Annotated in this window: 15 protein-coding genes; 9 read left to right on the forward strand and 6 right to left on the reverse strand. The window is 46.4% G+C overall.

Annotation, left to right across the window (positions count from 1 at the left end; translation table 11 throughout):
* Window positions 1–47 precede the first annotated feature (47 nt).
* Together cytR and priA are read right to left on the reverse strand one after the other, a co-directional pair.
* Complete coding sequence (gene cytR / locus AB4249_RS19910; protein ID WP_102393044.1) at window positions 48–1,052, reverse strand: DNA-binding transcriptional regulator CytR; 1,005 nt, start codon at window positions 1,050–1,052, stop codon at window positions 48–50.
* 240 nt (window positions 1,053–1,292) lie between these two features.
* A complete protein-coding gene (gene priA, locus AB4249_RS19915) occupies window positions 1,293–3,494 on the reverse strand; it encodes a primosomal protein N' (RefSeq protein WP_229647417.1) in 2,202 nt (733 codons plus the stop codon).
* Window positions 3,495–3,826: 332 nt separating this feature from the next.
* Between priA and rpmE the strand changes: the two genes are divergently transcribed.
* Window positions 3,827–4,045: a 50S ribosomal protein L31 gene (rpmE, locus tag AB4249_RS19920; RefSeq protein ID WP_004737142.1), complete on the forward strand. Its 219-nt coding sequence runs from the start codon at window positions 3,827–3,829 to the stop codon at window positions 4,043–4,045.
* 334 nt (window positions 4,046–4,379) lie between these two features.
* Window positions 4,380–5,669: a malic enzyme-like NAD(P)-binding protein gene (locus AB4249_RS19925; protein WP_017061144.1), complete on the forward strand. Its 1,290-nt coding sequence runs from the start codon at window positions 4,380–4,382 to the stop codon at window positions 5,667–5,669.
* Window positions 5,670–5,835: 166 nt separating this feature from the next.
* Here AB4249_RS19925 and metJ read toward each other — a convergent pair whose 3' ends face one another.
* Window positions 5,836–6,156, reverse strand: coding sequence for a met regulon transcriptional regulator MetJ (gene metJ / locus AB4249_RS19930; RefSeq protein ID WP_004729686.1), 321 nt, complete (start codon window positions 6,154–6,156; stop codon window positions 5,836–5,838).
* Between the two features lie 208 nt (window positions 6,157–6,364).
* Here metJ and AB4249_RS19935 point away from each other — a divergent pair, with 208 nt between their 5' ends.
* The 3 genes from AB4249_RS19935 to metF all read left to right on the forward strand — a co-directional run bounded on the left by AB4249_RS19935 (window position 6,365) and on the right by metF (window position 11,136).
* Entirely contained in the window at window positions 6,365–7,546 is a 1,182-nt protein-coding gene (locus AB4249_RS19935) for an O-succinylhomoserine (thiol)-lyase (protein WP_017063681.1), read from the forward strand.
* Window positions 7,547–7,548: 2 nt separating this feature from the next.
* A complete protein-coding gene (locus AB4249_RS19940; protein WP_017065991.1) occupies window positions 7,549–9,960 on the forward strand; it encodes a bifunctional aspartate kinase/homoserine dehydrogenase II in 2,412 nt (803 codons plus the stop codon).
* 276 nt (window positions 9,961–10,236) lie between these two features.
* On the forward strand, window positions 10,237–11,136 hold the full coding sequence (metF, locus tag AB4249_RS19945; protein WP_004729683.1) for a methylenetetrahydrofolate reductase: 900 nt from the start codon (window positions 10,237–10,239) through the stop codon (window positions 11,134–11,136).
* 124 nt (window positions 11,137–11,260) lie between these two features.
* On the opposite strand, the gene AB4249_RS19950 is transcribed toward metF, so the two are convergent.
* The 3 genes from AB4249_RS19950 to argE form a co-directional block, all read right to left on the reverse strand.
* Window positions 11,261–11,800 (reverse strand): PadR family transcriptional regulator, encoded by a 540-nt coding sequence (locus tag AB4249_RS19950; protein WP_017061141.1) that lies wholly within the window; start codon window positions 11,798–11,800, stop codon window positions 11,261–11,263.
* Between the two features lie 348 nt (window positions 11,801–12,148).
* Window positions 12,149–14,785, reverse strand: coding sequence for a phosphoenolpyruvate carboxylase (ppc, locus tag AB4249_RS19955; RefSeq protein ID WP_372104527.1), 2,637 nt, complete (start codon window positions 14,783–14,785; stop codon window positions 12,149–12,151).
* A gap of 251 nt (window positions 14,786–15,036) precedes the next feature.
* Window positions 15,037–16,173 (reverse strand): acetylornithine deacetylase, encoded by a 1,137-nt coding sequence (argE, locus tag AB4249_RS19960; RefSeq protein ID WP_009848891.1) that lies wholly within the window; start codon window positions 16,171–16,173, stop codon window positions 15,037–15,039.
* A gap of 153 nt (window positions 16,174–16,326) precedes the next feature.
* Between argE and argC the strand changes: the two genes are divergently transcribed.
* From argC to argH, 4 genes are all read left to right on the forward strand, one after another.
* Entirely contained in the window at window positions 16,327–17,331 is a 1,005-nt protein-coding gene (argC, locus tag AB4249_RS19965) for an N-acetyl-gamma-glutamyl-phosphate reductase (RefSeq protein WP_017063685.1), read from the forward strand.
* Window positions 17,332–17,343: 12 nt separating this feature from the next.
* Window positions 17,344–18,132 (forward strand): acetylglutamate kinase, encoded by a 789-nt coding sequence (argB, locus tag AB4249_RS19970; RefSeq protein ID WP_017063686.1) that lies wholly within the window; start codon window positions 17,344–17,346, stop codon window positions 18,130–18,132.
* A gap of 113 nt (window positions 18,133–18,245) precedes the next feature.
* Window positions 18,246–19,457 (forward strand): argininosuccinate synthase, encoded by a 1,212-nt coding sequence (locus AB4249_RS19975; RefSeq protein ID WP_017061137.1) that lies wholly within the window; start codon window positions 18,246–18,248, stop codon window positions 19,455–19,457.
* Between the two features lie 347 nt (window positions 19,458–19,804).
* Complete coding sequence (gene argH / locus AB4249_RS19980; RefSeq protein ID WP_017061136.1) at window positions 19,805–21,679, forward strand: argininosuccinate lyase; 1,875 nt, start codon at window positions 19,805–19,807, stop codon at window positions 21,677–21,679.
* The last annotated feature ends 233 nt before the right edge of the window (window positions 21,680–21,912 follow it).

Consider the following 21,912-nt stretch of genomic DNA (forward strand, 5'->3'; position numbering starts at 1 on the left):
GCGGCACATCAAAATGTGCCGCAGATTTATAAGGGTATTTCTAAGGGTTATATTCGAGGTGGCGCTGTACTGCCTCGAACCACTAATTTAGCTTCAAGCAGACGCGAACCTGCTTGCACATCGTTGCCTTTTAATAGATCAAGCATCATCAACATCGCTTGGCGTCCAATCTCATAACGAGGCTGAGAAATGGTGGTTAGCGGTGGATCGCAGTATTGAGCGAATTGGATGTCATCGAAGCCGACAATCGATAGGTCTTGAGGAACGCGCAAGCCCAGCTTCTTCGTTTCTTGAATCGCACCAATCGCCATCGCATCGTTGTGACAGAAGATAGCTGTAGGTTGTTCAGGAAGTGCCAGTAATTGACGAACCGCTTGAGCGCCCGCTTCAAAGGTGAAGTCACCGACCGTGCTATAGGCTGGATTCATTGAGACTCCGGCGCGACGCAGCGCTTGCTGGTAGCCTTGTTGGCGGAACTTACACAGTGTTGCCGATACTGGTCCTGAAATTTGAGCAATACGCTTATGACCTAACTGAGCTAGGTAGTTCACCGCTTCAAAGGCAGAGGTCAGGTTATCGATGTGTACCGTAGGCAGTTCAAGCTCAGGGGCAAACTCACACGCCATTACCATTGGTGGTAAATTCTTTTGTTCAGATTTACTGACATCAAATGGATGGTCAGTGCCAAGCAATAGCATACCGTCAGCTTGTTTGGTGAAAACTAAGTTAACAAACGAAGACTCACGCTTCTTTTGTTGGCCGCTATCACCCAGTAAGACAAGGTAGTCATTTTCTACTGCGGCATCTTCGATACCACGAATGATCTCGGCGAAATAAGGGTCACAGATATCAGGAACGATAGTGATGATGGTTTTTGATTCGTTGCGACGTAAGTTTCTAGCTAATGTATTGGGTGAGTATCCAGCTTCAAGTACTGCTGTTTCCACTCGTTTACGAGTCGAAACTGAGACTTTCTCAGGGTTCATCAATGCACGTGATACCGTGGCTGTTGAGACGCCTGCTAGCTGGGCAACATCCTTCATTGTCGCCATAAATTAAACCCTCTTTTAAGTTCCTTTGTCGCCTAAGTATCTAAGGCGTGAATAATAAATGTAATCGAATAGATATTATGAAAGTGTTGCTAACACTTTTTTTATTGCAATATTTTATTCGTTTAATCCGTGTAAAGTTACGGCTAGATTAACAAAAATCACATGACTCGTGTGAACTTGCTCACGAGAAATATGAAATATTTGTGAACAAACTTATCATTAGTTTTAACCCGAAGGGGTTTAGCTCAGATCTTGCGGCTCTATGTCGAGTGACCAACGAACTTTTTTCGCGGCGGGTAACATATTAATTGCCGGCTTAGCGCTCATTAATAGCTTCTGCATTAACGAGCGAGTTTGAGTCTGTAAGATTAACTGCCAGCGCGATTTGCCTGCTCGTTTTGCTAATGGGGCTGGGGTTGGTCCTAGCACCATACAATATTGATCAAACAGCGGGTGCGATTCCAATGTGTGACGAACCTGACGCAAGAACTCTTCCACCAAGCGAGTGTCATTGGCTTCTGCTCTAAACAGAGTCATAAAGGTATAAGGCGGTAACATTGCCTGCTTACGTTCTGCCAGCGCCGTCTGAGCAAAGTGGTTATAGTCTTTGTGAAGCAAGGCTTGCAACAACCCATGTTCTGGGTGGTGAGTCTGTAAGATCACTTCACCGGGTTTGCTTGCTCGTCCTGCGCGTCCCGCTACTTGGATGAATAGCTGGGCAAGACGTTCAGAGGCACGGAAGTCACTACTATATAAAGAGCCATCCACATCCAATAACGCCACAAGTGTCACGTCAGGGAAATGGTGACCCTTAGCAAGCATCTGCGTGCCGATAAGAATTTGGAATTCACCCTTACGAATCGACTCGAGCGCGCTTTCTAAGCTGCCTTTACGACGGGTGCTGTCGCGGTCAATACGAATGGTTTTGTATTCCGGGAATAGTTGACCAAGTTGAGCTTCTAACTGCTCGGTACCGACACCCACTGTCACCAAGTTCACAGACCCACAACCTTGGCAGTTGTGCACGATATGCTGCTGAGAACCACAGTGGTGGCAGCGCATCTCATTACTGTATTGGTGATAGGTGTAGTAAGCATCACAACGTTTACACTCGGCTGTCCAACCACAATCGTGACACATCAATGCCGGAGAAAACCCTCGGCGATTGAGGAACAGCATCACTTGGTTGCCTGCTTTGAGGTGTCTTTGCATCTCTGCAATTAACGACGCAGACAGGCCACTTTCTAGATATTCACCTTTAACATCCAACACCTTATTGGTGGTCGGCAGTGCGACACCCGCACGTGAAGTCAGGGTGAGATAACTGTATTTACCTATTTGAGCGTTGTGCAGTGTTTCAAATGCTGGAGTTGCAGAGCCTAACACAACCGGGATCTGCGCTTTGTGCGCACGCATGATCGCCACATCACGAGCGTGGTAGCGCAGGCTATCTTGCTGTTTATAAGACGCGTCGTGTTCTTCATCGACAATGATAATACCTAGGTCAGCAAACGGCGTGAACAGAGCCGAACGGGTACCAATCACGATGCCCGCTATTTTATCGCGCGCCGATAACCAAGCATTCAGTCGCTCAGAATCGTTTAAACCTGAGTGGATAACCTCAACAGGTACATTAAAGCGTCGCTTAAAGCGGTTAATCGTTTGAGGGGTGAGGCCAATCTCGGGCACGAGCACTAACGCTTGTTTACCTTGGTCGAGAATCGGCTTAATCATATTAAGGTAAACCTCGGTCTTACCTGAGCCAGTAACGCCCTCTAACAGGAAGCAACCAAAGTCGGTTTGGCTATTTACGGTCGCAATCGCGATGGCTTGTTCGGCATTGAGCTTAGGCTTGTCTTGGTCGTTTTCAAGATCAACTGGCCACGGCTGACGCGTTGGCTTTTTCTCTACCGATTCAATCCAGCCTTTCTCTTCTAGCGTTTTGAGTACGGCGCTGCCAACTTCTTCATCAATGAATTCTTGATGAGGAACCGGGCCGTGTTCAAGCATGTGCATCACTTTGGCTTGCTTGACCGCGCGACCAAAACCTTGCATCAGTTGGTCTTTGCCTGATGGCGTTAACTGCCACTCAACCAGCGTCGCGAAGTCGGCGGCTTTGCCTTTTCTTAGAGCGCTCGGAAGGGCGTTAGCAAAGGTTTCGCCAAGAGGGTACTGATAAAACTGACTGCACCACATTAACAGTGAATAGACAGATTCCGGCCAAACGGGTTGGTTGTCTAATAAGGCTTTAATGGGCTTGAGCTTATCTAGCTCGAATTCTGATTCGTTAACCAGAGCCGTGACAATCCCAGTTAAGGTTTGTCGTCCAAAAGGCACAGAGACTCGTCCACCAATAATCGGAAATAGGTGGTTTGGAATCTTGTAATCGAACTGCTTGTCGAGTGGAACAGGCAGTGCCACGCGGGCAATCATTGGACGCATAAAGGGACGGCTTTATCTGAGTTGACGAGAGCGAACAGTCTAAAGGATAAGGCGGTTAAATTCGAGAAGCAGTTTGGATGAAGGCGGCGAGTTAGCGTATACCGACAACGACAGCCCGAAATCTCAGGCCGATAAAGGAAATAAAGAGAGAATTGGTGAAAAATGTATCAAATCGGTTGATCCTGCTTTATAGATTCATTACTATACTGCGCCTTAAAGGTATGGCTTCATCACTCTTTTGTGTCGATGCGGTGTCTTTATTTCTTTTTTTAAACTACGTGTGGTGTGCGGCTTAGAATCGTATAGCGACACGGCCTACTTGAGGTTATCCCATGAAAGCTGGAATCCACCCAGAATACAAAGCAGTTACTGCAACTTGTTCTTGCGGCAACACATTTGAGTTCAACTCAACGCTAGCAAAAGAATCAATCCACCTAGACGTATGTGACAAATGTCACCCGTTCTACACTGGTAAGCAACGTATCGTAGATACTGGCGGCCGTGTTGATCGCTTCAACAAGCGTTTCGGTGCTCTTTCTAGCAAGAAGTAATTCTCGCTATTTAGACATGAAAAAGGACACTTCGGTGTCCTTTTTTGTTGCCTGTAATTTGAGAAAGCACTGACTTCTATTCAAGCATCACTCTCACCCAACGATAAGTTGCCTCTCTATTCTATTTCAGGGCAACTCCTTGCGTATCTCTCTTCACCAAAATTCAGCACGAAACTTCAACAAGCGATAGTAATTTCAACTGCTCACTGGTCTTATTAGTAGTGAAATCTCGTTTTTTAATGAGACAGAGGCTTCAACTACCTAGGAACTTTGAAGTACATCCATTAACATGAACAAGATCCCCCAAATAATAATATCCTAGGAACCTACACCTATGTCTGAAGACAGCAGCCAAGCTCAATCCTCTCAAGAATTATCACCTCAAGAACAATTCCGTCAGCAAGCTCTTGATTACCATGAGTTCCCAATTCCAGGCAAAATTGCCGTAGAACTGACGAAGCCTGCAAACTCTGCAGAAGACCTAGCACTTGCATACAGCCCAGGCGTGGCTGAGCCTGTTCGCGAGATCGCACAGAACGTTGATAACGTTTATAAGTACACAGGTAAAGGCAACATGGTTGCAGTTATCTCTAACGGTACAGCGATTCTTGGCCTAGGTAACCTTGGCCCTATTGCTTCTAAACCTGTTATGGAAGGCAAAGCGCTCCTGTTTAAGCGTTTTGCTGGTTTAGATTCTATCGATATTGAAGTAAAACACCGCACAATCGATGAGTTCGTTGATACAGTTGCGAATATCGCAGATACATTCGGCGGTATTAACCTGGAAGACATCAAAGCACCAGACTGTTTTGAGATTGAACGTCGCCTGATTGAACGTTGTGATGTTCCGGTATTCCACGATGACCAACATGGTACAGCGATTGTAACGGCAGCGGGTATGCTGAATGCGATCGAGCTTCAAGGTAAGAAACTTGAAGAGTGTAAGATCGTTTGTTTAGGTGCTGGCGCAGCGGCGGTTGCTTGTATGGAACTACTGATTAAGTGTGGCGCTCAGCGTGAAAAAATCTACATGCTTGACCGTAAAGGTGTGATCCATACTCGTCGTGATGACCTAAACGAATACAAAGAGCTGTTCGCAAATAACACTGATAAGCGTACGCTTGAAGATGTTATCGAAGGCGCTGACCTGTTCTTGGGTGTATCGGGGCCGAATCTACTGCCTGCTGAAGCACTAACGCTGATGGCTGATAAGCCTGTTGTGTTTGCATGTTCAAACCCAGATCCAGAGATCAAGCCTGAGCTTGCACACGAAGTTCGTTCTGACCTAATCATGGGTACAGGCCGCAGTGATTACCCTAACCAAGTAAACAACGTACTTTGTTTCCCATTCATTTTCCGTGGTGCACTAGACGTGCGTGCGAGCGAAATTAATGACGAAATGAAGCTAGCGGCGGTTAAAGCGATTCGTGAACTGGCGAAAGAAGAAGTTCCAGCTGAAGTACTAGCAGCTGCGGGCGAGACTGCACTGGAGTTCGGTAAGGGTTACATCATTCCTAAGCCAATGGACCCACGTCTACTTCCTCGCGTAGCACGAGCAGTTGCGGAAGCGGCTGTTGAATCTGGCGTAGCTCGTATCGAGATGCCTGCTAACTATATGGCTTAATAGCTGTTGCTCTATTGAGCCAAAAAGAATAATAAAAAACCGACTCATCTGGAGTCGGTTTTTTTATGTCTATCATTCACAGCGCAATCATAAAAAGCTATGCGCGATGTGATAAATAAGGTTCAGCTAGAGCGAATCAATAATGAAGGCAGTGACTGAGTTGTTTTTATTCTTCGTCAAACGCTTCGAACTCGATGCCCATCTCTGTCATCAGTTTTTTGACTTCAGTCGGGATGTCGTCTGGACGATCTTTACGAAGGTCTTCATCCGTTGGCAGTGGTTGGCCTGTGTACGCATGTAGAAAGGCTTCGCACAGTAGCTCACTGTTTGTTGCATGGCGTAGGTTATTGATCTGGCGGCGAGTGCGCTCGTCAGTAAGAACCTTTAACACTTTTAGAGGGATAGAAACTGTAATTTTCTTTACTTGTTCGCTTTTCTTTCCATGCTCAGCATATGGGCTTATGTATTCACCATTCCAGTCGGCCATTGCGTACCTTCATCACTTTAGTTGTTAGAATAAATTAATAGTGGTGATTTTAGCGGGATTTACTGCCATAAGCAAAGACATATAGACGTCTAGAAGTGTTGACGTCTCACGTTTATGAAAGTAAAGTGAATAACATATATCTAACACAGCCGCAAAATGCCGACAAGCCGCTGTGATTCTCAGACGCAAAACTTGTAAGGAAGCACCTATGAGCAGCCGGAAGCCAGCAACAATCGCAGTACGTACTGGTATCGAGTCAGACACGCAACACCATGCCGTTGTCCCACCCATTTATCTTTCGACTAACTATGGGTTTCCCGCTTTTGGTGAAGTGCCAAAGTACGATTACACCCGTTCTGGTAACCCAAACCGCGGTTTATTAGAGACGGCACTGTTTGAGCTTGAATCAGGCAAAGGCGCGGTTGTGACTAACTGTGGTACTTCGGCGCTTAACTTATGGGTTTCGGCTTTCTTAGGCGGCGATGATCTTATTATTGCACCGCACGATTGCTACGGCGGTACTTACCGTCTGTTTAACACTCGCTCGCTAAAAGGTGACTTCAAAGTTCTGTTCGTTGATCAATCGGATCAAGCAGCGCTGGATGCGGCGCTCGCGCTTAAGCCAAAGTTGATCTTAATTGAAACCCCATCGAATCCACTGGTTCGCGTGGTTGATATTGCAGAAACTTGCCGTAAAGCGAAAGAGGTTGGTGCTCTGGTTGCTGTCGACAACACGTTTTTGACACCTGTGTTCCAAAAGCCTTTAGAGCTGGGTGCTGATTTTGTTATCCACTCAACCACTAAGTACATCAATGGACACTCAGATGTTATTGGTGGCGTTGTGGTCACTAAGACAGAAGAACACGCTGAAGAGTTAGCATGGTGGGGCAACTGTATTGGTGCGACCGGCACACCATTTGATAGCTACATGACTTTACGTGGTATTCGTACGCTAGGTGCGCGTATGCGAGTTCACGAAGAAAGCTCACGTGAAATTCTAGCGTCTCTGCAGCAACAAGATCTTGTTGGCACTATTTACCACCCAAGCCTTCCTGAACATCCGGGTCATGATATCGCGAAGAAACAGCAATCGGGCTTTGGTTCCATGCTCAGTTTTGAGTTTGCGGGCTCATTCGAGGCGCTTAAATACTTTGTTGATAAGTTAGAGCTGTTTTCTTTGGCAGAATCATTGGGCGGTGTTGAAAGCCTGATTTGTCACCCTGCGTCGATGACTCACCGCGCGATGGGTGAAGAAGCCTTAGCAGAAGCGGGTGTTTCTCAGCAACTACTGCGTCTATCTGTTGGCCTTGAAGATGCAGAAGACCTAATCGATGACCTCAAGCAAGCGTTTGAAAGAACACAGCGCTTTATCGCTGAAGGGGAGGGTTAATAATGGCAACCTTTCGCCAGCTACATAAATTTGGTGGCAGCAGTTTAGCGAATCCTGAATGTTACCAACGCGTGGTCAACATTCTTAGAGAATACTCATCAGCATCTGATTTGGTGGTGGTATCGGCAGCAGGCAAAACAACCAACCGTTTGATTGAATTTGTTGAAGCGCTCGACAAAGATGGTCGTATTGCCCATGAATGCCTACAAGCACTTCGTCAGTTCCAACTCGATCTGATTGAAGCACTGCTTGAGGGTGAATCAGCCGCACAACTTACTGCAACCATTCAACAAGAATTTACCGCTTTGGGTGAGCTAACGGCTCCCTTGAGCGAAGCACAAAAAGCAAAAGTGCTTGGACACGGTGAGGTTTGGTCTTCACGTCTACTCGCTGCTTTGTTGTGCCAGCATGACTTACAAGCGGTTGCTCAAGATGCGCGTGCTTTTTTACGTGCAGAAGTAGGCGCTCAGCCCGAAGTCGACCGCGCACGTTCTTACCCTCTGATTAAAGAAGCTCTGGCGCAGCATGCCCATTGCCGCGTGGTGATTACGGGCTTTATGGCTCAGAACTGCGAGGGTGAAACGGTTCTACTCGGCCGTAACGGTTCGGATTACTCAGCAACCGTGATCGGTGCTTTGGCTGAAGTTGAACGCGTGACGATTTGGAGTGATGTGGCGGGTGTTTACAGCGCTGACCCTCGTCTGGTTTCGGATGCGTGTCTATTGCCTCTACTTCGCCTTGATGAAGCCAGTGAATTGGCTCGTCTTGCCGCTCCAGTACTTCATAGCCGAACGCTACAGCCTGTGGCTCAAAGTGCTATGGATCTCAGCTTACGCTGTAGCTACCAGCCGGAGGCGGGCTCTACACAGATAGAGCGTGTACTGGCATCGGGTCGTGGCGCCAAAATCATAACCTCTCTGGATGAAGTGCTTATCGTACAGCTGACCTTTGGTCACGGCCATGATTTCGACCGTCTAGAGAGTGAAGTACTTGAAGGGCTTAAGCGTGCTCAACTGGAGCCGCTTGCCTATGAGCTTGAACCGGATCAACACTGTTTGCGTCTTGCCTATACGGAAGAGATCGCTGGTGGTGCATTAGAATATCTCCAAGACCATGCGATTGAAGCTGAGATTAAGCTAAAAGAAGGTTTCTCTTTGATTGCTGCAGTGGGGGCGGGTGTGACTAAGAACCCGAACCATTGCTACGGCTTCTACCAGCAGCTTAAGAGCTCACCGGTTGAGTTCATCTCAGAAGCGAACTCTGGCTTAAGCTTGGTGGCTGTGATTCGTAAGAGTGAAACATCAAACCTAGTGAAAGGCATTCACTCTCAACTGTTCCAAGCGCAGAAGCGTGTTGCGATTGCCTTGTGTGGTAAGGGCAACATTGGTTCAAGTTGGTTAAGTCTGTTTGCTGAACAAAAAGCGGAACTTGAAAAGCGCCGTGGAATGAACTTTGAATTGGTTGCCGTGGTTGATAGTCAAACCTATTGGTTCGACGATCAAGGCATTGATGCGACCTCTGTGAGCAAGCGCTTTGACGATGAAGCGATTGCCAACAATGGTAACGACTGGTTAGAGCGTTTGGGTTCTATTCAGGGTTACGATGAAGCTGTGGTACTCGATGTCACCGCAAGCCCTGTGCTTGCAGCAAAGTACCTGCAAATCGCACAACAAGGTATCCACCTGATCTCGGCTAACAAGGTGGCTGGTTCTGCATCAAGCGAGTATTACCATCAAGTACAAGATGCTTTCGCTAAGATCAGCCGTCATTGGTTGTACAACGCGACAGTGGGTGCAGGTTTGCCGATTAACCACACGGTACGTGACCTGCGTGAAAGTGGCGATGACATTATTGCGTTGTCAGGCATCTTCTCAGGCACGCTGTCTTGGTTGTTCCAGCAGTTTGATGGCACGGTGCCATTCAGTGAGTTGGTCGACTTAGCGTGGCAGCAAGGGCTGACTGAACCGGACCCGCGCGCTGACCTTGATGGCTCAGACGTGATGCGTAAGCTGGTGATTCTAGCGCGTGAATCGGGTTTGGATATCGAACCTGAAAACGTAAAAGTGGAATCACTGGTACCTGAAGAGTTGCAAGACCTGTCGGTAGATGACTTCTTTGATAAGGCTTCTGTGCTAAGCGAAGAGTTGGCGGAGCGCTTAGAGAAAGCGCACTCTCAACAGAAAGTTCTGCGTTACGTAGCGCGTTTGGAGAAGAACGGTAAGGCAACCGTAGGCGTTGAAGCACTGTCTAAAGAACATGCTCTGGCGAACTTGTTGCCTTGCGACAACATCTTTGCGATTGAGAGCAAATGGTACAAAGATAATCCATTGGTTATTCGTGGCCCAGGTGCTGGTCGTGAAGTAACGGCAGGTGCAATTCAATCTGATTTAAACAGAATGTCTAGCCTGTTCTGATTTTCAGATCGGTTGGTTTAGTGTCTAAATGGCATACTATTCACTAAGATAAATAAGGCTGAAAGCACGATGTGTTTTTCAGCCTTTTTTCTACATTATTTCTGCTTTGCGACCCATCTAACGACTTGAGTTTTACTCACGATCTACTTGAGAAAAATTCATAATGGATCTGTTGACATTAAATCGTATTCAATACATTCTACAGACATATAGACGTCTAAACGTCGTTTAAGGATTTGAGTTTTTAGTGGTTGCTTTTGCCACAGGGAGAGTAAGATGGGATACACACACGCTAGTCATATCGACGCTTTAAATCAGAATATCGCTGAGCTTTCTGACAACATCAATGTGTCATTTGAGTTTTTTCCACCGAGCAGTGAGAAGATGGAAGAGACCCTGTGGAACTCTGTTCACCGCCTTAAAACACTTCAACCAAAATTTGTATCGGTAACTTACGGTGCAAACTCGGGTGAACGTGACCGTACCCACTCAATCATTAAAGAAATTAAAAACCAAACCGGCCTAGTGGCTGCACCGCACCTAACGTGTATTGATGCAAGCCGTGAAGAGCTGATTCAAATTGCCGACGATTACTGGGCAAATGGTATCGAGAGTATTGTTGCGCTACGTGGTGATATTCCAGCAGGCGGCGGCGCGCCAGAGATGTACGCATCTGACCTAGTCGAGCTACTTAAATCTCGCCACGATTTTGATATCTCAGTAGCGGCATTCCCTGAGGTTCACCCTGAAGCAAAAAGCGCTCAATCTGATCTTATTAACCTAAAGCGTAAAGTGGATGCGGGTGCCAACCGTGCCATCACTCAGTTCTTCTTTGATGTAGAGAGCTACCTACGCTTTCGTGACCGCTGTGTAGCGGCTGGCGTTGATGTTGAGATTGTACCGGGCATTCTGCCGGTTTCTAACTTCAAGCAAGCATCTCGCTTTGCTGCGATGAACAACGTAAAAGTACCGGGCTGGATGGCGAAGCAGTTTGAAGGTTTGGATGATGATCCAACGACTCGTCAGCTTGTTGGTGCTAGCCAAGCAATTGATATGGTTCGTACACTGAGCCGTGAAGGTGTGAAAGATTTCCACTTCTACACGCTAAACCGTGCAGAAATGACTTATGCACTTTGCCATACGCTAGGTGTTCGTCCGCAAGTCGCTGCGCTGTAAGAAAAGTCTAAGAAGTAAAGCCTAAGCACTTGTAAAAAGCCTCTGGTAGTAACATTTCAAATCCTATAGATACAAAAAAGGCTTGGACTCATAGAGTTCAAGCCTTTTGCTTTTCTAGCTTAACTTAAGCTAGAGCGCCAAGTTCAAGCAGTACTTCTTCAGCCCATACAATCCATGCTTCACGGATAAGTAGGTTACGACGAAGTGTTAGACGCTCAAGGCGTGCTTGCTTGTCTAGTGTCGATGGCGTTGCGTAGTAAGCTGCTTCGATTTCACGGTAGTGAGAAACCAGTTTGCGAGACTCTTCTACTAGCTCAGCAAGTTGTACACGGTAAGCGTCAGAAGGTTGTACGGCACAAGCCATTAGCTTAGCTGAGAACTCGTCACGAACGGTTGGGTGTGCAGTTGGTTGTTCAAACCATTCACCTAGCGCGCCACGGCCAGCATCAGTGATAGAGTAAACTTTACGATCAGGTTTGCCTTCTTGAGGCTCAAGCACGCAAGTTACCTGGTCGTTCTGAGCCATTTTATTTAGCTCGCGGTAAACTTGTTGATGGCTAGCTTTCCAGAAGTAACCAATGCTTGCGGAGAATTCTTTTGTGATATCGTAACCAGTAGCATCGCGTGTACTTAAAACGGTTAGAATTACGTGTGGTAATGACATGTCTGAAATCCAAATGGTAAACAGTAAACAAATACTTAAACAACAAGTGTGCTTCTAATGGCACGTTATATTGGTTATGTCTAAGTAGCACCAACTCATCGGTTGGTTATGTCACCTTACAAAGCCGTTTATCACCTAGGTTGACCAGTTTATTGGTCAAGATGCTGCAGATTATTTTTTGGAGTGTTTCCGCAGCGGAGCAGTAGTATATCTAAATAATAAGCATAAAGTAGAATACATGGACAAAATAACCCAAAAAACTGACAAAAAACTCAGTATTGCTTATTTTGTGAAATAAAAAGGTCGCACTAGGCGACCTTTTGTCTGTTGAATGGAAGGAATCACTAATTAACCAGTGTTTCGCATGCCTGCTGCAATGCCTGCAATCGTCACCATTAGCGCTTCTTCAAGCTCTGCTGGTGGTGTTTCACACTTACGAGTACGGTAAAGCAGTTCAGCTTGAAGCATGTTTAGTGGCTCAACGTAGATGTTACGTAGGCGGATTGACTCAAGTCCCCAAGGGTCGCTCTGCATTAGGTTCTCGTTGTTCTCAACATTTAGCACGGCTTTGATGTCTTTTTGCAGCTGTTCACGCAGTAACTCACCTAATGGTAATAGCTCTTCGTCAACAAGGCGTTGGTCGTAGTACTTAGCGATTTCCATGTTGCACTTCGAGTACACCATTTCCAACATACCGAGACGGGTAGAGAAGAACGGCCACTCGCGACACATCTCTTCGAGCAGGGCTTGATGGCCTTGATCTACAGAGTACTGAATCGCTTCACCAGCGCCTAACCATGCAGGCAGTACCAAACGGTTTTGGCTCCAAGAGAAGATCCATGGAATCGCACGTAGGCTTTCTACGCCGCCGTTCGGGTTACGTTTCGCAGGGCGAGAGCCAAGAGGCAGTTTACCTAGCTCCAGTTCAGGTGTCGCTTGACGGAAGTAAGGTACGAATTTCTCTTCGCCACGAACCACGTTGCGGTAAGCCTCACAAGATACTTGAGATAGCACTTCCATTAGGTCGCGCCACTCTTGTTTTGGCTCAGGTGGCGGCAGAAGGTTCGCCTCTAGAATCGCGCTTGCGTAAAGGTTGAAGCTGTTTACAGCAACGTCTGGTAAGCCAAGTTTAAAGCGGATCATTTCGCCTTGCTCTGTTACACGTAAACCGCCTTTCAAGCTCTTAGGTGGCTGAGAAAGAAGAGCAGCGTGCGCCGGAGCACCACCACGACCAACCGTACCGCCACGACCGTGGAATAGAGTCAGTTCAATGCCTTCTTCATCACAAACCTTAACCAGTTTGTCCATTGCATCATATTGAGCCCAACCTGCAGACATTACGCCCGCATCTTTCGCTGAGTCAGAGTATCCGATCATCACCATTTGGTGGTTCTGGATAAAGCCACGGTACAAGTCGATGCTCATTAGCTGTTTCATTACTGCTTCTGAGTTGTTCAAGTCGTCTAGCGTTTCGAACAGCGGACATACGTCCATGCGGTATGGGCAGCCACATTCTTGCAGTAGTAAGTGAACAGCCAGTACATCTGATGCAGTACGAGCCATAGAAATTACGTAAGCACCGAAGGCTTCACGAGGTTGAGCAGCAATAACCTTGCAGGTGTCTAAAACCTCTTTAACCTGTTCAGATGGCTCCCAATCGCGAGGAAGAAGCGGACGCTTAGAGCTTAATTCATTGGTTAAGAAAGCAATCTTGTCTTGCTCGTTCCATTGGTCGTAGTCGCCAATGCCTAGGTAGCGAGTCAGTTCAGACAGTACATCTGAGTGACGAGTACTTTCTTGACGAACATCGAGACGAACTAGGTGTACACCGAACGCTTTTAGGCGGCGCAGAGTATCAAGCAGAGAACCGTCTGCGATTACGCCCATGCCACATTCGTGCAGCGATTGGTAACATGCGTAAAGCGGTGTCCAAAGTTGCTCGATGTTCTGTAGTGTTTCTTTCTTCGGAACCTCTGTGTCATGCAATTTTGCATCCAGCACTTCTAGCGTGTTGTTCAGTAGAGTGCGTAGGTTCTTCAGGATTGCACGGTAAGCTTCGTGTTCATCACCTGCTAGCTCACGAACGGCATCATTACACTTAGTCATCGACAGTTCGGTAATCAGCTCGTTTACGTCGCCTAAGTAAAGATCGGCAGCTTTCCAACGAGATAGGCGCAGAACTTCCTTAGTGATGGTGTGCGTTACGAATGGGTTGCCATCGCGGTCACCGCCCATCCAAGATGAGAAGTGTACTGGGCGTGCATCGATCGGCAGGCCTTCACCAAGATAACCTTTTAGTCGGCCATCCATTTCACGTAGGAAGTCAGGAACGGCTTCCCATAGAGAGTTTTCTACAACCGCAAAGCCCCACTTAGCTTCATCAAGTGGCGTTGGGCGTTGTTGACGAATCACATCTGAGTGCCAACCTTGAGCGATCAGTTGCTCTAGGCGGCGTTCGGTTTTCACGCGCTCTTTGTGTGATAGGTCGCTTAATTCTAATTTAGACAGACACTCGTTGATCTTAACTAGCTTGTTGATCATGGTGCGACGAGTGATTTCTGTTGGGTGTGCAGTCAGAACGAGTTCAATGTTCAGGTCGCGAACGGCTTGAGCCGCGTCTAGCTTGCTGATGTCATTCTGGTTTAATTTGGAAAATAGAGATTGCAGCACGTCTGGTTCACAAACATGCTCCTCACAGTGGCGAGAGATGGTGTGGTACTGCTCTGCCATGTTGGTGAGGTTGAGAAATTGGTTAAATGCACGAGCAACAGGAGTGAGTTGTTCGTTCGGCAGGTTTTTGATTTCTTCAACTAGGCTGTCACGGTCAGCTTTGTTGCCTGCGCGGGCGGATTTGGAAAGTTTACGGATAGTCTCCACTTTCTTTAAGATAACGTCACCATGTGCATCTTGGATTGTGTTACCTAGCAAGCGTCCCAGCATGCTTACGTTACTCTTGAGAGCGGCGTATTTCTCGTTCATTGTCATCCTGCCTCGTAAAAAAATTACATCCATTGTTCCTTGTTAAGTACACAATCTAGCGAAAAGTGCTGTATCTAGTCAAATAAAGCATTCTAAGTTTGCAATTATTAGTTTTCGAAATGCGGGAGAAGTAAATTTTCCAAGACTTCGGAATAAAGTGAAATTTAATTACAAGATCAGGCTTTGGCTGGGATAACAGAATAAAAGCCACCTTTTAGGGCAGCTTTTATAAAAAAGTATCGCAAGGGTAGCAATAGCTAGAAACAATATTTACGAATAGATTTACTCAGAACATCAATCGTTGGATCGATAAAATCGAAGCTTAGGAACTCATCTGGTTGGTGAGCTTGGTCGATAGAGCCCGGCCCCAGCACTAAGGTTGGGCAAAGTTCTTGAAGGAAAGGTGCTTCTGTACAGTAGTTCACGGTTTGTGATTCAGTTTCGCAAACTGATTCCATGCCACCAATAAATGGATGGTCGTGTTGGCACTCATAACCTGGGATAGGTTCGTGCAGTGGCGTAATCTCGATTCTGCCCGGCCATTTTGCTTCCACTTCTTTAAGTGCGCTGCGCAGCATGTTATCCAAGCCATCTAGGCTGATACCTGGCAAAGGACGCACATCATAGTGCAGCTCACAGCAACCACAGATACGGTTGGCACTGTCGCCACCGTGGATATGGCCAAGGTTTAGAGTGGGGCTTGGAATTGCGAAACCCGGGTGGTGATACTCTTTGACTAGCTTGTCACGCAGTTGCATTAAAGCGAACAACACTTCATGCATGATCTCGATGGCGTTGACACCTAATGCAGGATCAGAAGAGTGACCTGATTTACCCGTTACTCGCACAGCGTTAGCAACATGGCCTTTATGGCCACGAATCGGCACAAGGCTGGTTGGCTCACCAATAATGCAGTAATCCGGTTTAAACGGTGCATTTTCAGTGAAATGACGCGCACCCAGCATGGTGGTCTCTTCGTCACAGGTTGCCAATACATATAGCGGCTTGGTCTGTTTGCTCCAATCCATCTTCTTTGCCGCTTCATAAACGAAAGCGAAAAAGCCTTTCATATCGGCTGTGCCTAATCCATAGAAGCGATTGTTGTGTTCTGTTAGTGCGTGAGGGTCAAAGTTCCAACGTCCTTCATCAAATGGCACTGTGTCGCTGTGTCCTGCGAGTAGCAAGCCACCTTCGCCCGATCCCATCTTAGCGACCATATTATGCTTGCCGGGTTCGACTTCCACGACTTCAACGCTAAAGCCTACGTCTTTAAACCATTGAGCCATTTTTTCGATCACTTTCTCGTTGCCATGATCCCAGCTTGGATCGGTCGAGCTAATAGAGTCTGTGGAAATTAGGCCTTTGTAGACCTCAAGAAAACTCGGTAATTGCATAATAACTTCACTTCTACTATTGACAGGAAAACCATAAGTCGGTAAAACACATATTAAATCATATTTAATGCATAAGAAATCAAATAAAGCTAAAAATTAAGTATGAATAGTCAAATTTGAAATGTAACTTACCTCAAAAATGGATGTGTTGAGATGTTGAAAACCACGATCATTGGCGCAAGCGGCTACACAGGAGCAGAACTGGCTCTAATGATAAACAGACACCCTGAGCTCACGCTATCAGGTTTATATGTCTCAGCCAATAGTGTAGACGCAGGTAAACCTATTGCGGCACTGCACGGTAAGTTAGCTGGCTTGATTGATATGCCAGTACAACCTTTAACAAATCCGGAAGAAGTAGCTAAACAATCTGATGTGATTTTCTTAGCAACGGCACACGAGGTTAGTCACGACCTAGCGCCAATTTTTCTAGAGAACGATTGCCAAGTCTTCGACCTATCGGGTGCATTCAGAGTTAAAGGCGAAAACTTCTATCAAGAGTTTTACGGTTTTGAACATCAACACGAACAATGGCTAGACAAAGCGGCTTACGGTTTAGCTGAGTGGAACGAACAAGAAATTAAAGAAGCTCAGCTTGTCGCTGTCGCGGGTTGTTACCCAACCGCATCACAACTGGCGATTAAGCCTTTGGTTGAAGCCAAGTTACTGGATGAAAACCAATGGCCAGTGATTAACGCAACCAGCGGTGTGACTGGTGCAGGCCGCAAGGCGACGATGGTCAACAGCTTCTGCGAAGTGAGCTTGCAAGCTTATGGTGTATTCAATCACCGTCATCAACCTGAAATGGCTGCACATTTAGGATGTGATGTGATTTTTACCCCGCACCTCGGCAACTTTAAGCGTGGCATTTTGGCAACCATTACCATGAAATTGGCTGAAGGCGTGACAGAACAACAGATACAAGATGCCTTCGAGCAAGCTTACCAAGGTAAACCTGCGGTGAGATTACTCGAAGAGACACTGCCAAGAATTCAAGATGTAGAACAGACACCTTTCTGCGACTTGGGTTGGAAGGTTCAAGGTCAACACATCATCGTTGTTTCAGCGATTGATAACTTATTAAAGGGTGCATCTAGCCAAGCGATGCAGTGTTTAAATTTACGTTATGGTTTTGCGCCATTAACTGCGTTAGTGTAAGGAAATCTAGATATGAGCCTTAATAATCAACCATTAATCATAAAGTTAGGTGGCGCAGCGCTATCTTGTGGTGAAACACTTAGCAAGTTATTTGGTGCTATCTCTGCTTACCAACAACAGGCACAACGACCAATCGTGATTGTTCACGGTGGCGGTTACCTTGTTGATGATTTGATGAATAAGTTGAATCTAGAAACCGTTAAGAAAGAAGGGCTACGTGTTACTCCTTATGATCAGATCCCTGTGATCGCTGGTGCACTAGCGGGCACGGCCAACAAACTACTTCAAGGTCAGGCAATTAAAGACGGTATCAATGCCGTTGGTTTAAGCCTAGCAGACGGTGGTTTATGCAAAGTGAGCGAACTGAACCCTGAACTGGGCGCGGTAGGAAAAGCGGAGCCGGGCGACTCAACCGTTCTGCAAGCGATTCTTAATGCGGGCGCACTGCCAATCATTAGCTCAATTGGTCTTACTGAGCAAGGTCAACTGATGAACGTCAATGCCGACCAAGCTGCGGTTGCCGTTGCGGGCGCACTTGATGCTGAACTGGTACTGCTTTCTGATGTAAGTGGTGTGTTGGATGGCAAAGGCCACCTCATTCCAAGTCTTAATCAACAGCAAGCCGATGACCTTATTGCCGGCAAAGTGATTACCGACGGCATGATCGTTAAGGTTCAAGCTGCACTAGAAGCCGCTAACGACCTTGGACGACCAATCGAAGTTGCCACTTGGCGATACCCAGAAAAGCTAACACAACTGTTTTCAGGTAAAAGCATAGGAACACAGTTTTTACCTCAGTAGGTCTCACAACGAGTCACTACTTAAAGAATTTAGACAAATTAAATAAACATATAATTATGAAGTCATTTCCAACGCTGACCGCCATGTGCAGTATGGAAACTAGGAGAAAGAAAATGAGCAAAGTTAACGTAAAGAAAGTTGTAGTAGCCTACTCTGGCGGTCTAGACACATCAGTAATCATTCCATGGTTGAAAGAGAACTATGACTGTGAAGTGGTTGCGTTTGTTGCGGATGTTGGTCAAGGCGACGAAGAGTTGATTGGTATCGAAGAGAAAGCAAAAGCTTCTGGTGCATCTGAGTGTTACATCGCAGACCTTAAAGAAGAGATGGTTGCTGACTACATCTACCCAACGCTGAAAACGGGCGCTTACTACGAAGGTAAATACCTACTAGGTACGTCGATGGCGCGTCCAATCATCGCGAAAGCACAGGTTGAAGTCGCACGTAAAGTAGGTGCAGACGCACTGTGTCACGGCTGTACTGGTAAAGGTAATGACCAAGTTCGTTTTGAAGGCGCATTTGCTGCACTAGCACCTGATCTACACGTAATTGCACCATGGCGTGAATGGGATCTAGTGAGTCGTGAAGAGTGTCTAGATTACCTGGCTGAGCGTAACATCCCTTGTACGGCTTCTCTTACTAAGATTTACTCGCGTGATGCAAACGCATGGCACATCTCAACAGAAGGCGGCGTTCTAGAAAACACATGGAATGCACCTAACGAAGATTGCTGGGCTTGGACTGTAGACCCTGAGCAAGCGCCAAACGAATCTGAAACAGTGACGCTTAAAGTTGAAAAAGGCGAAGTGGTTGCGGTTGATGGCGAAACAATGACGCCATACAACGCACTGGTTTACCTAAACGAGAAAGGTGCTAAGCACGGTGTTGGTCGTATCGATATCGTAGAGAACCGTCTTGTTGGCATGAAGTCTCGTGGTTGTTACGAAACTCCGGGTGGCACAATCATGATGGAAGCACTGCGTGCAGTAGAGCAACTGGTTCTTGATAAAGCGGCATTCGAATTCCGTGAAGAGCTCGGTGTTAAGGCTTCTCACCTTGTATACGATGGTCGTTGGTTCACTCCACTATGTAAGTCAATCCTTGCCGCGACAGAAGAGCTAGCACAAGACGTGAATGGTGAAGTGGTTATCAAGCTTTACAAAGGCCATGCAACGGTGACTCAGAAGCGTTCTGACAACAGCCTGTACTCAGAAGAGTTTGCAACCTTTGGTGAAGATGAAGTTTACGACCAAAGCCATGCTGAAGGCTTCATCCGCCTTTACTCGCTATCAAGCCGTATCCGTGCTTTGAATAGCCAAAAGTAATCCTAACAATGAGTTAGTGAGCTAGCCTTTGATGAAAGATTGAAGGTTAGTAAACAGACATTATTATGCAAAGCCCATTCACTATTGATTAGTGAGTGGGCTTTTTACTTTCTATTTGCCTAATAAATCAGCTTCGGTTTTTCCTATCGGATGGCATATAATTCGCGCTCCACGCTAAAAATAATCAATGGATTGAACTGTTGGTGAATAAATATGTGAAAATAATGAATTAATACTTTATTTTCATTTTGAATTGCCGTAAGTTTAAACCATCAGAAAAATACTGAATCTTAATCAGAATTATCATTTGCAAAAACAGTGAGCACTGTGCAATTAGGAGATACACAATGGCATTATGGGGCGGTAGATTTACCCAAGCAGCAGACACCCGGTTCAAAGATTTTAACGATTCTCTTCGTTTTGATTACCGATTGGCTGAGCAAGACATTGTGGGCTCAATTGCCTGGTCTAAAGCTCTACTGTCGGTCAACGTATTAACAGAAGAAGAGCAACAGAAGCTTGAGTTAGCGCTGAATGAGCTAAAACTTGAGGTGATGGAAGATCCTGAACAGATTCTACGTTCTGATGCAGAAGATATTCACAGCTGGGTTGAGCAGCAACTTATCGGCAAAGTCGGTGACTTGGGCAAAAAACTTCACACTGGCCGTTCTCGTAACGACCAAGTGGCGACAGACCTGAAACTATGGTGTCGTCAGCAAGGTAACCAACTGCTACTGGCATTGGATCGCCTACAAAGCCAAATGGTGAACGTTGCTTCTCAGCATCAAGAAACCGTGCTTCCTGGCTACACTCACTTACAACGTGCTCAGCCGGTAACTTTTGCTCACTGGTGCTTGGCTTACGTTGAAATGCTTGAGCGTGATTATTCACGTTTGAATGATGCGATTAAGCGTCTAGACACATGTCCGCTGGGTTCTGGTGCCCTTGCTGGAACAGCTTACCCGATGGACCGTGAAGAGTTAGCTCACAACTTAGGTTTCCGTCGTGCAACGCGCAACTCTCTAGATTCAGTTTCTGACCGCGACCATGTGATGGAGCTAATGTCGATTGCTTCTATCTCTATGCTTCACCTTTCGCGTCTTGCAGAAGATATGATTTTCTACAACTCAGGTGAATCAAACTTCATCGAGTTAGCGGATACCGTGACGTCAGGTTCATCTCTGATGCCACAAAAGAAAAACCCAGATGCGCTAGAGCTTATCCGTGGCAAAACTGGCCGTGTTTACGGTTCATTAGCGGCAATGATGATGACAGTAAAAGCTCTGCCTTTGGCGTACAACAAAGACATGCAAGAAGATAAAGAAGGTCTGTTCGACGCTTTAGATACTTGGAATGATTGTATGGAAATGGCAGCACTCTGTTTTGACGGCATTAAAGTGAACGGCGAACGTACACTTGAAGCCGCGAAACAAGGCTACGCGAACTCAACTGAATTGGCTGATTACCTAGTAGCGAAAGGGATTCCTTTCCGTGAAGCTCACCATATTGTTGGTGTGACGGTAGTGGCGGCGATTGCTAAAGGCTGTGCATTAGAAGAATTAACCATCGCAGAGATGAAAGAGTTCTCTGAGGTGATTGAGGAAGATGTGTATGACATCCTGACCATTGAATCGTGTCTTGAAAAACGTAGCGCGCTAGGCGGTGTATCTCCACAGCAAGTGGCTTACGCGGTTGACCAAGCTGAGAAACGTTTATCACAGCGTGATACGTCCATCGTCAAGGTTCGTCCTGCTCGTCTGACCGATATTGAAGCGTTGGAAGGTATGGTCGCTTACTGGGCGAACATGGGTGAAAACCTACCTCGTTCTCGTAATGAACTGGTGCGTGATATTGGCTCGTTTGCGGTCGCAGAGCATCATGGTGAGGTGACAGGTTGTGCATCACTCTATGTGTATGACTCTGGCCTAGCGGAAATCCGTTCACTGGGTGTCGAAGCTGGCTGGCAAGGTCAAGGGCAGGGTACCGCAATTGTGCAGCACTTGGTTGAGAAAGCGCGACAAATGGCCATCAAGAAGGTGTTTGTGCTGACTCGTACTCCAGAGTTCTTTATGAAGCATGATTTCTTACCAACATCGAAATCTCTGCTGCCTGAGAAGGTACTGAAAGATTGTGACCAGTGTCCTCGTCAACATGCGTGTGATGAAGTGGCATTGGAAGTGAACTTGGTAGAGCAGATAATTGCTAAGGTTAATGTTGCATAAGGCATTGATTTTATAGCTCCTAAAAAAAAGATCAAAAATCTGATCTTTTTTGGGAACAAACTAAGAAAAGCCCGGTCTATTAAAGTACCACTGCTTTTTCTTAGAATTTTCTAAGAAAGCCCTAGAATCGATTGGTTCTGGGGCTTTTTTCTATCTGCTGTTCGGGAAATGACAATAGCTCGAAAATTATGATGAATTATCGGATTGTTTAGCCCTGTCTCTAATCACTACTC

Origin of the sequence: Vibrio sp. 10N.261.55.F4 (assembly GCF_041470465.1) — a bacterium.
GTDB classification, from domain to species: Bacteria; Pseudomonadota; Gammaproteobacteria; order Enterobacterales; family Vibrionaceae; genus Vibrio; species Vibrio crassostreae_C.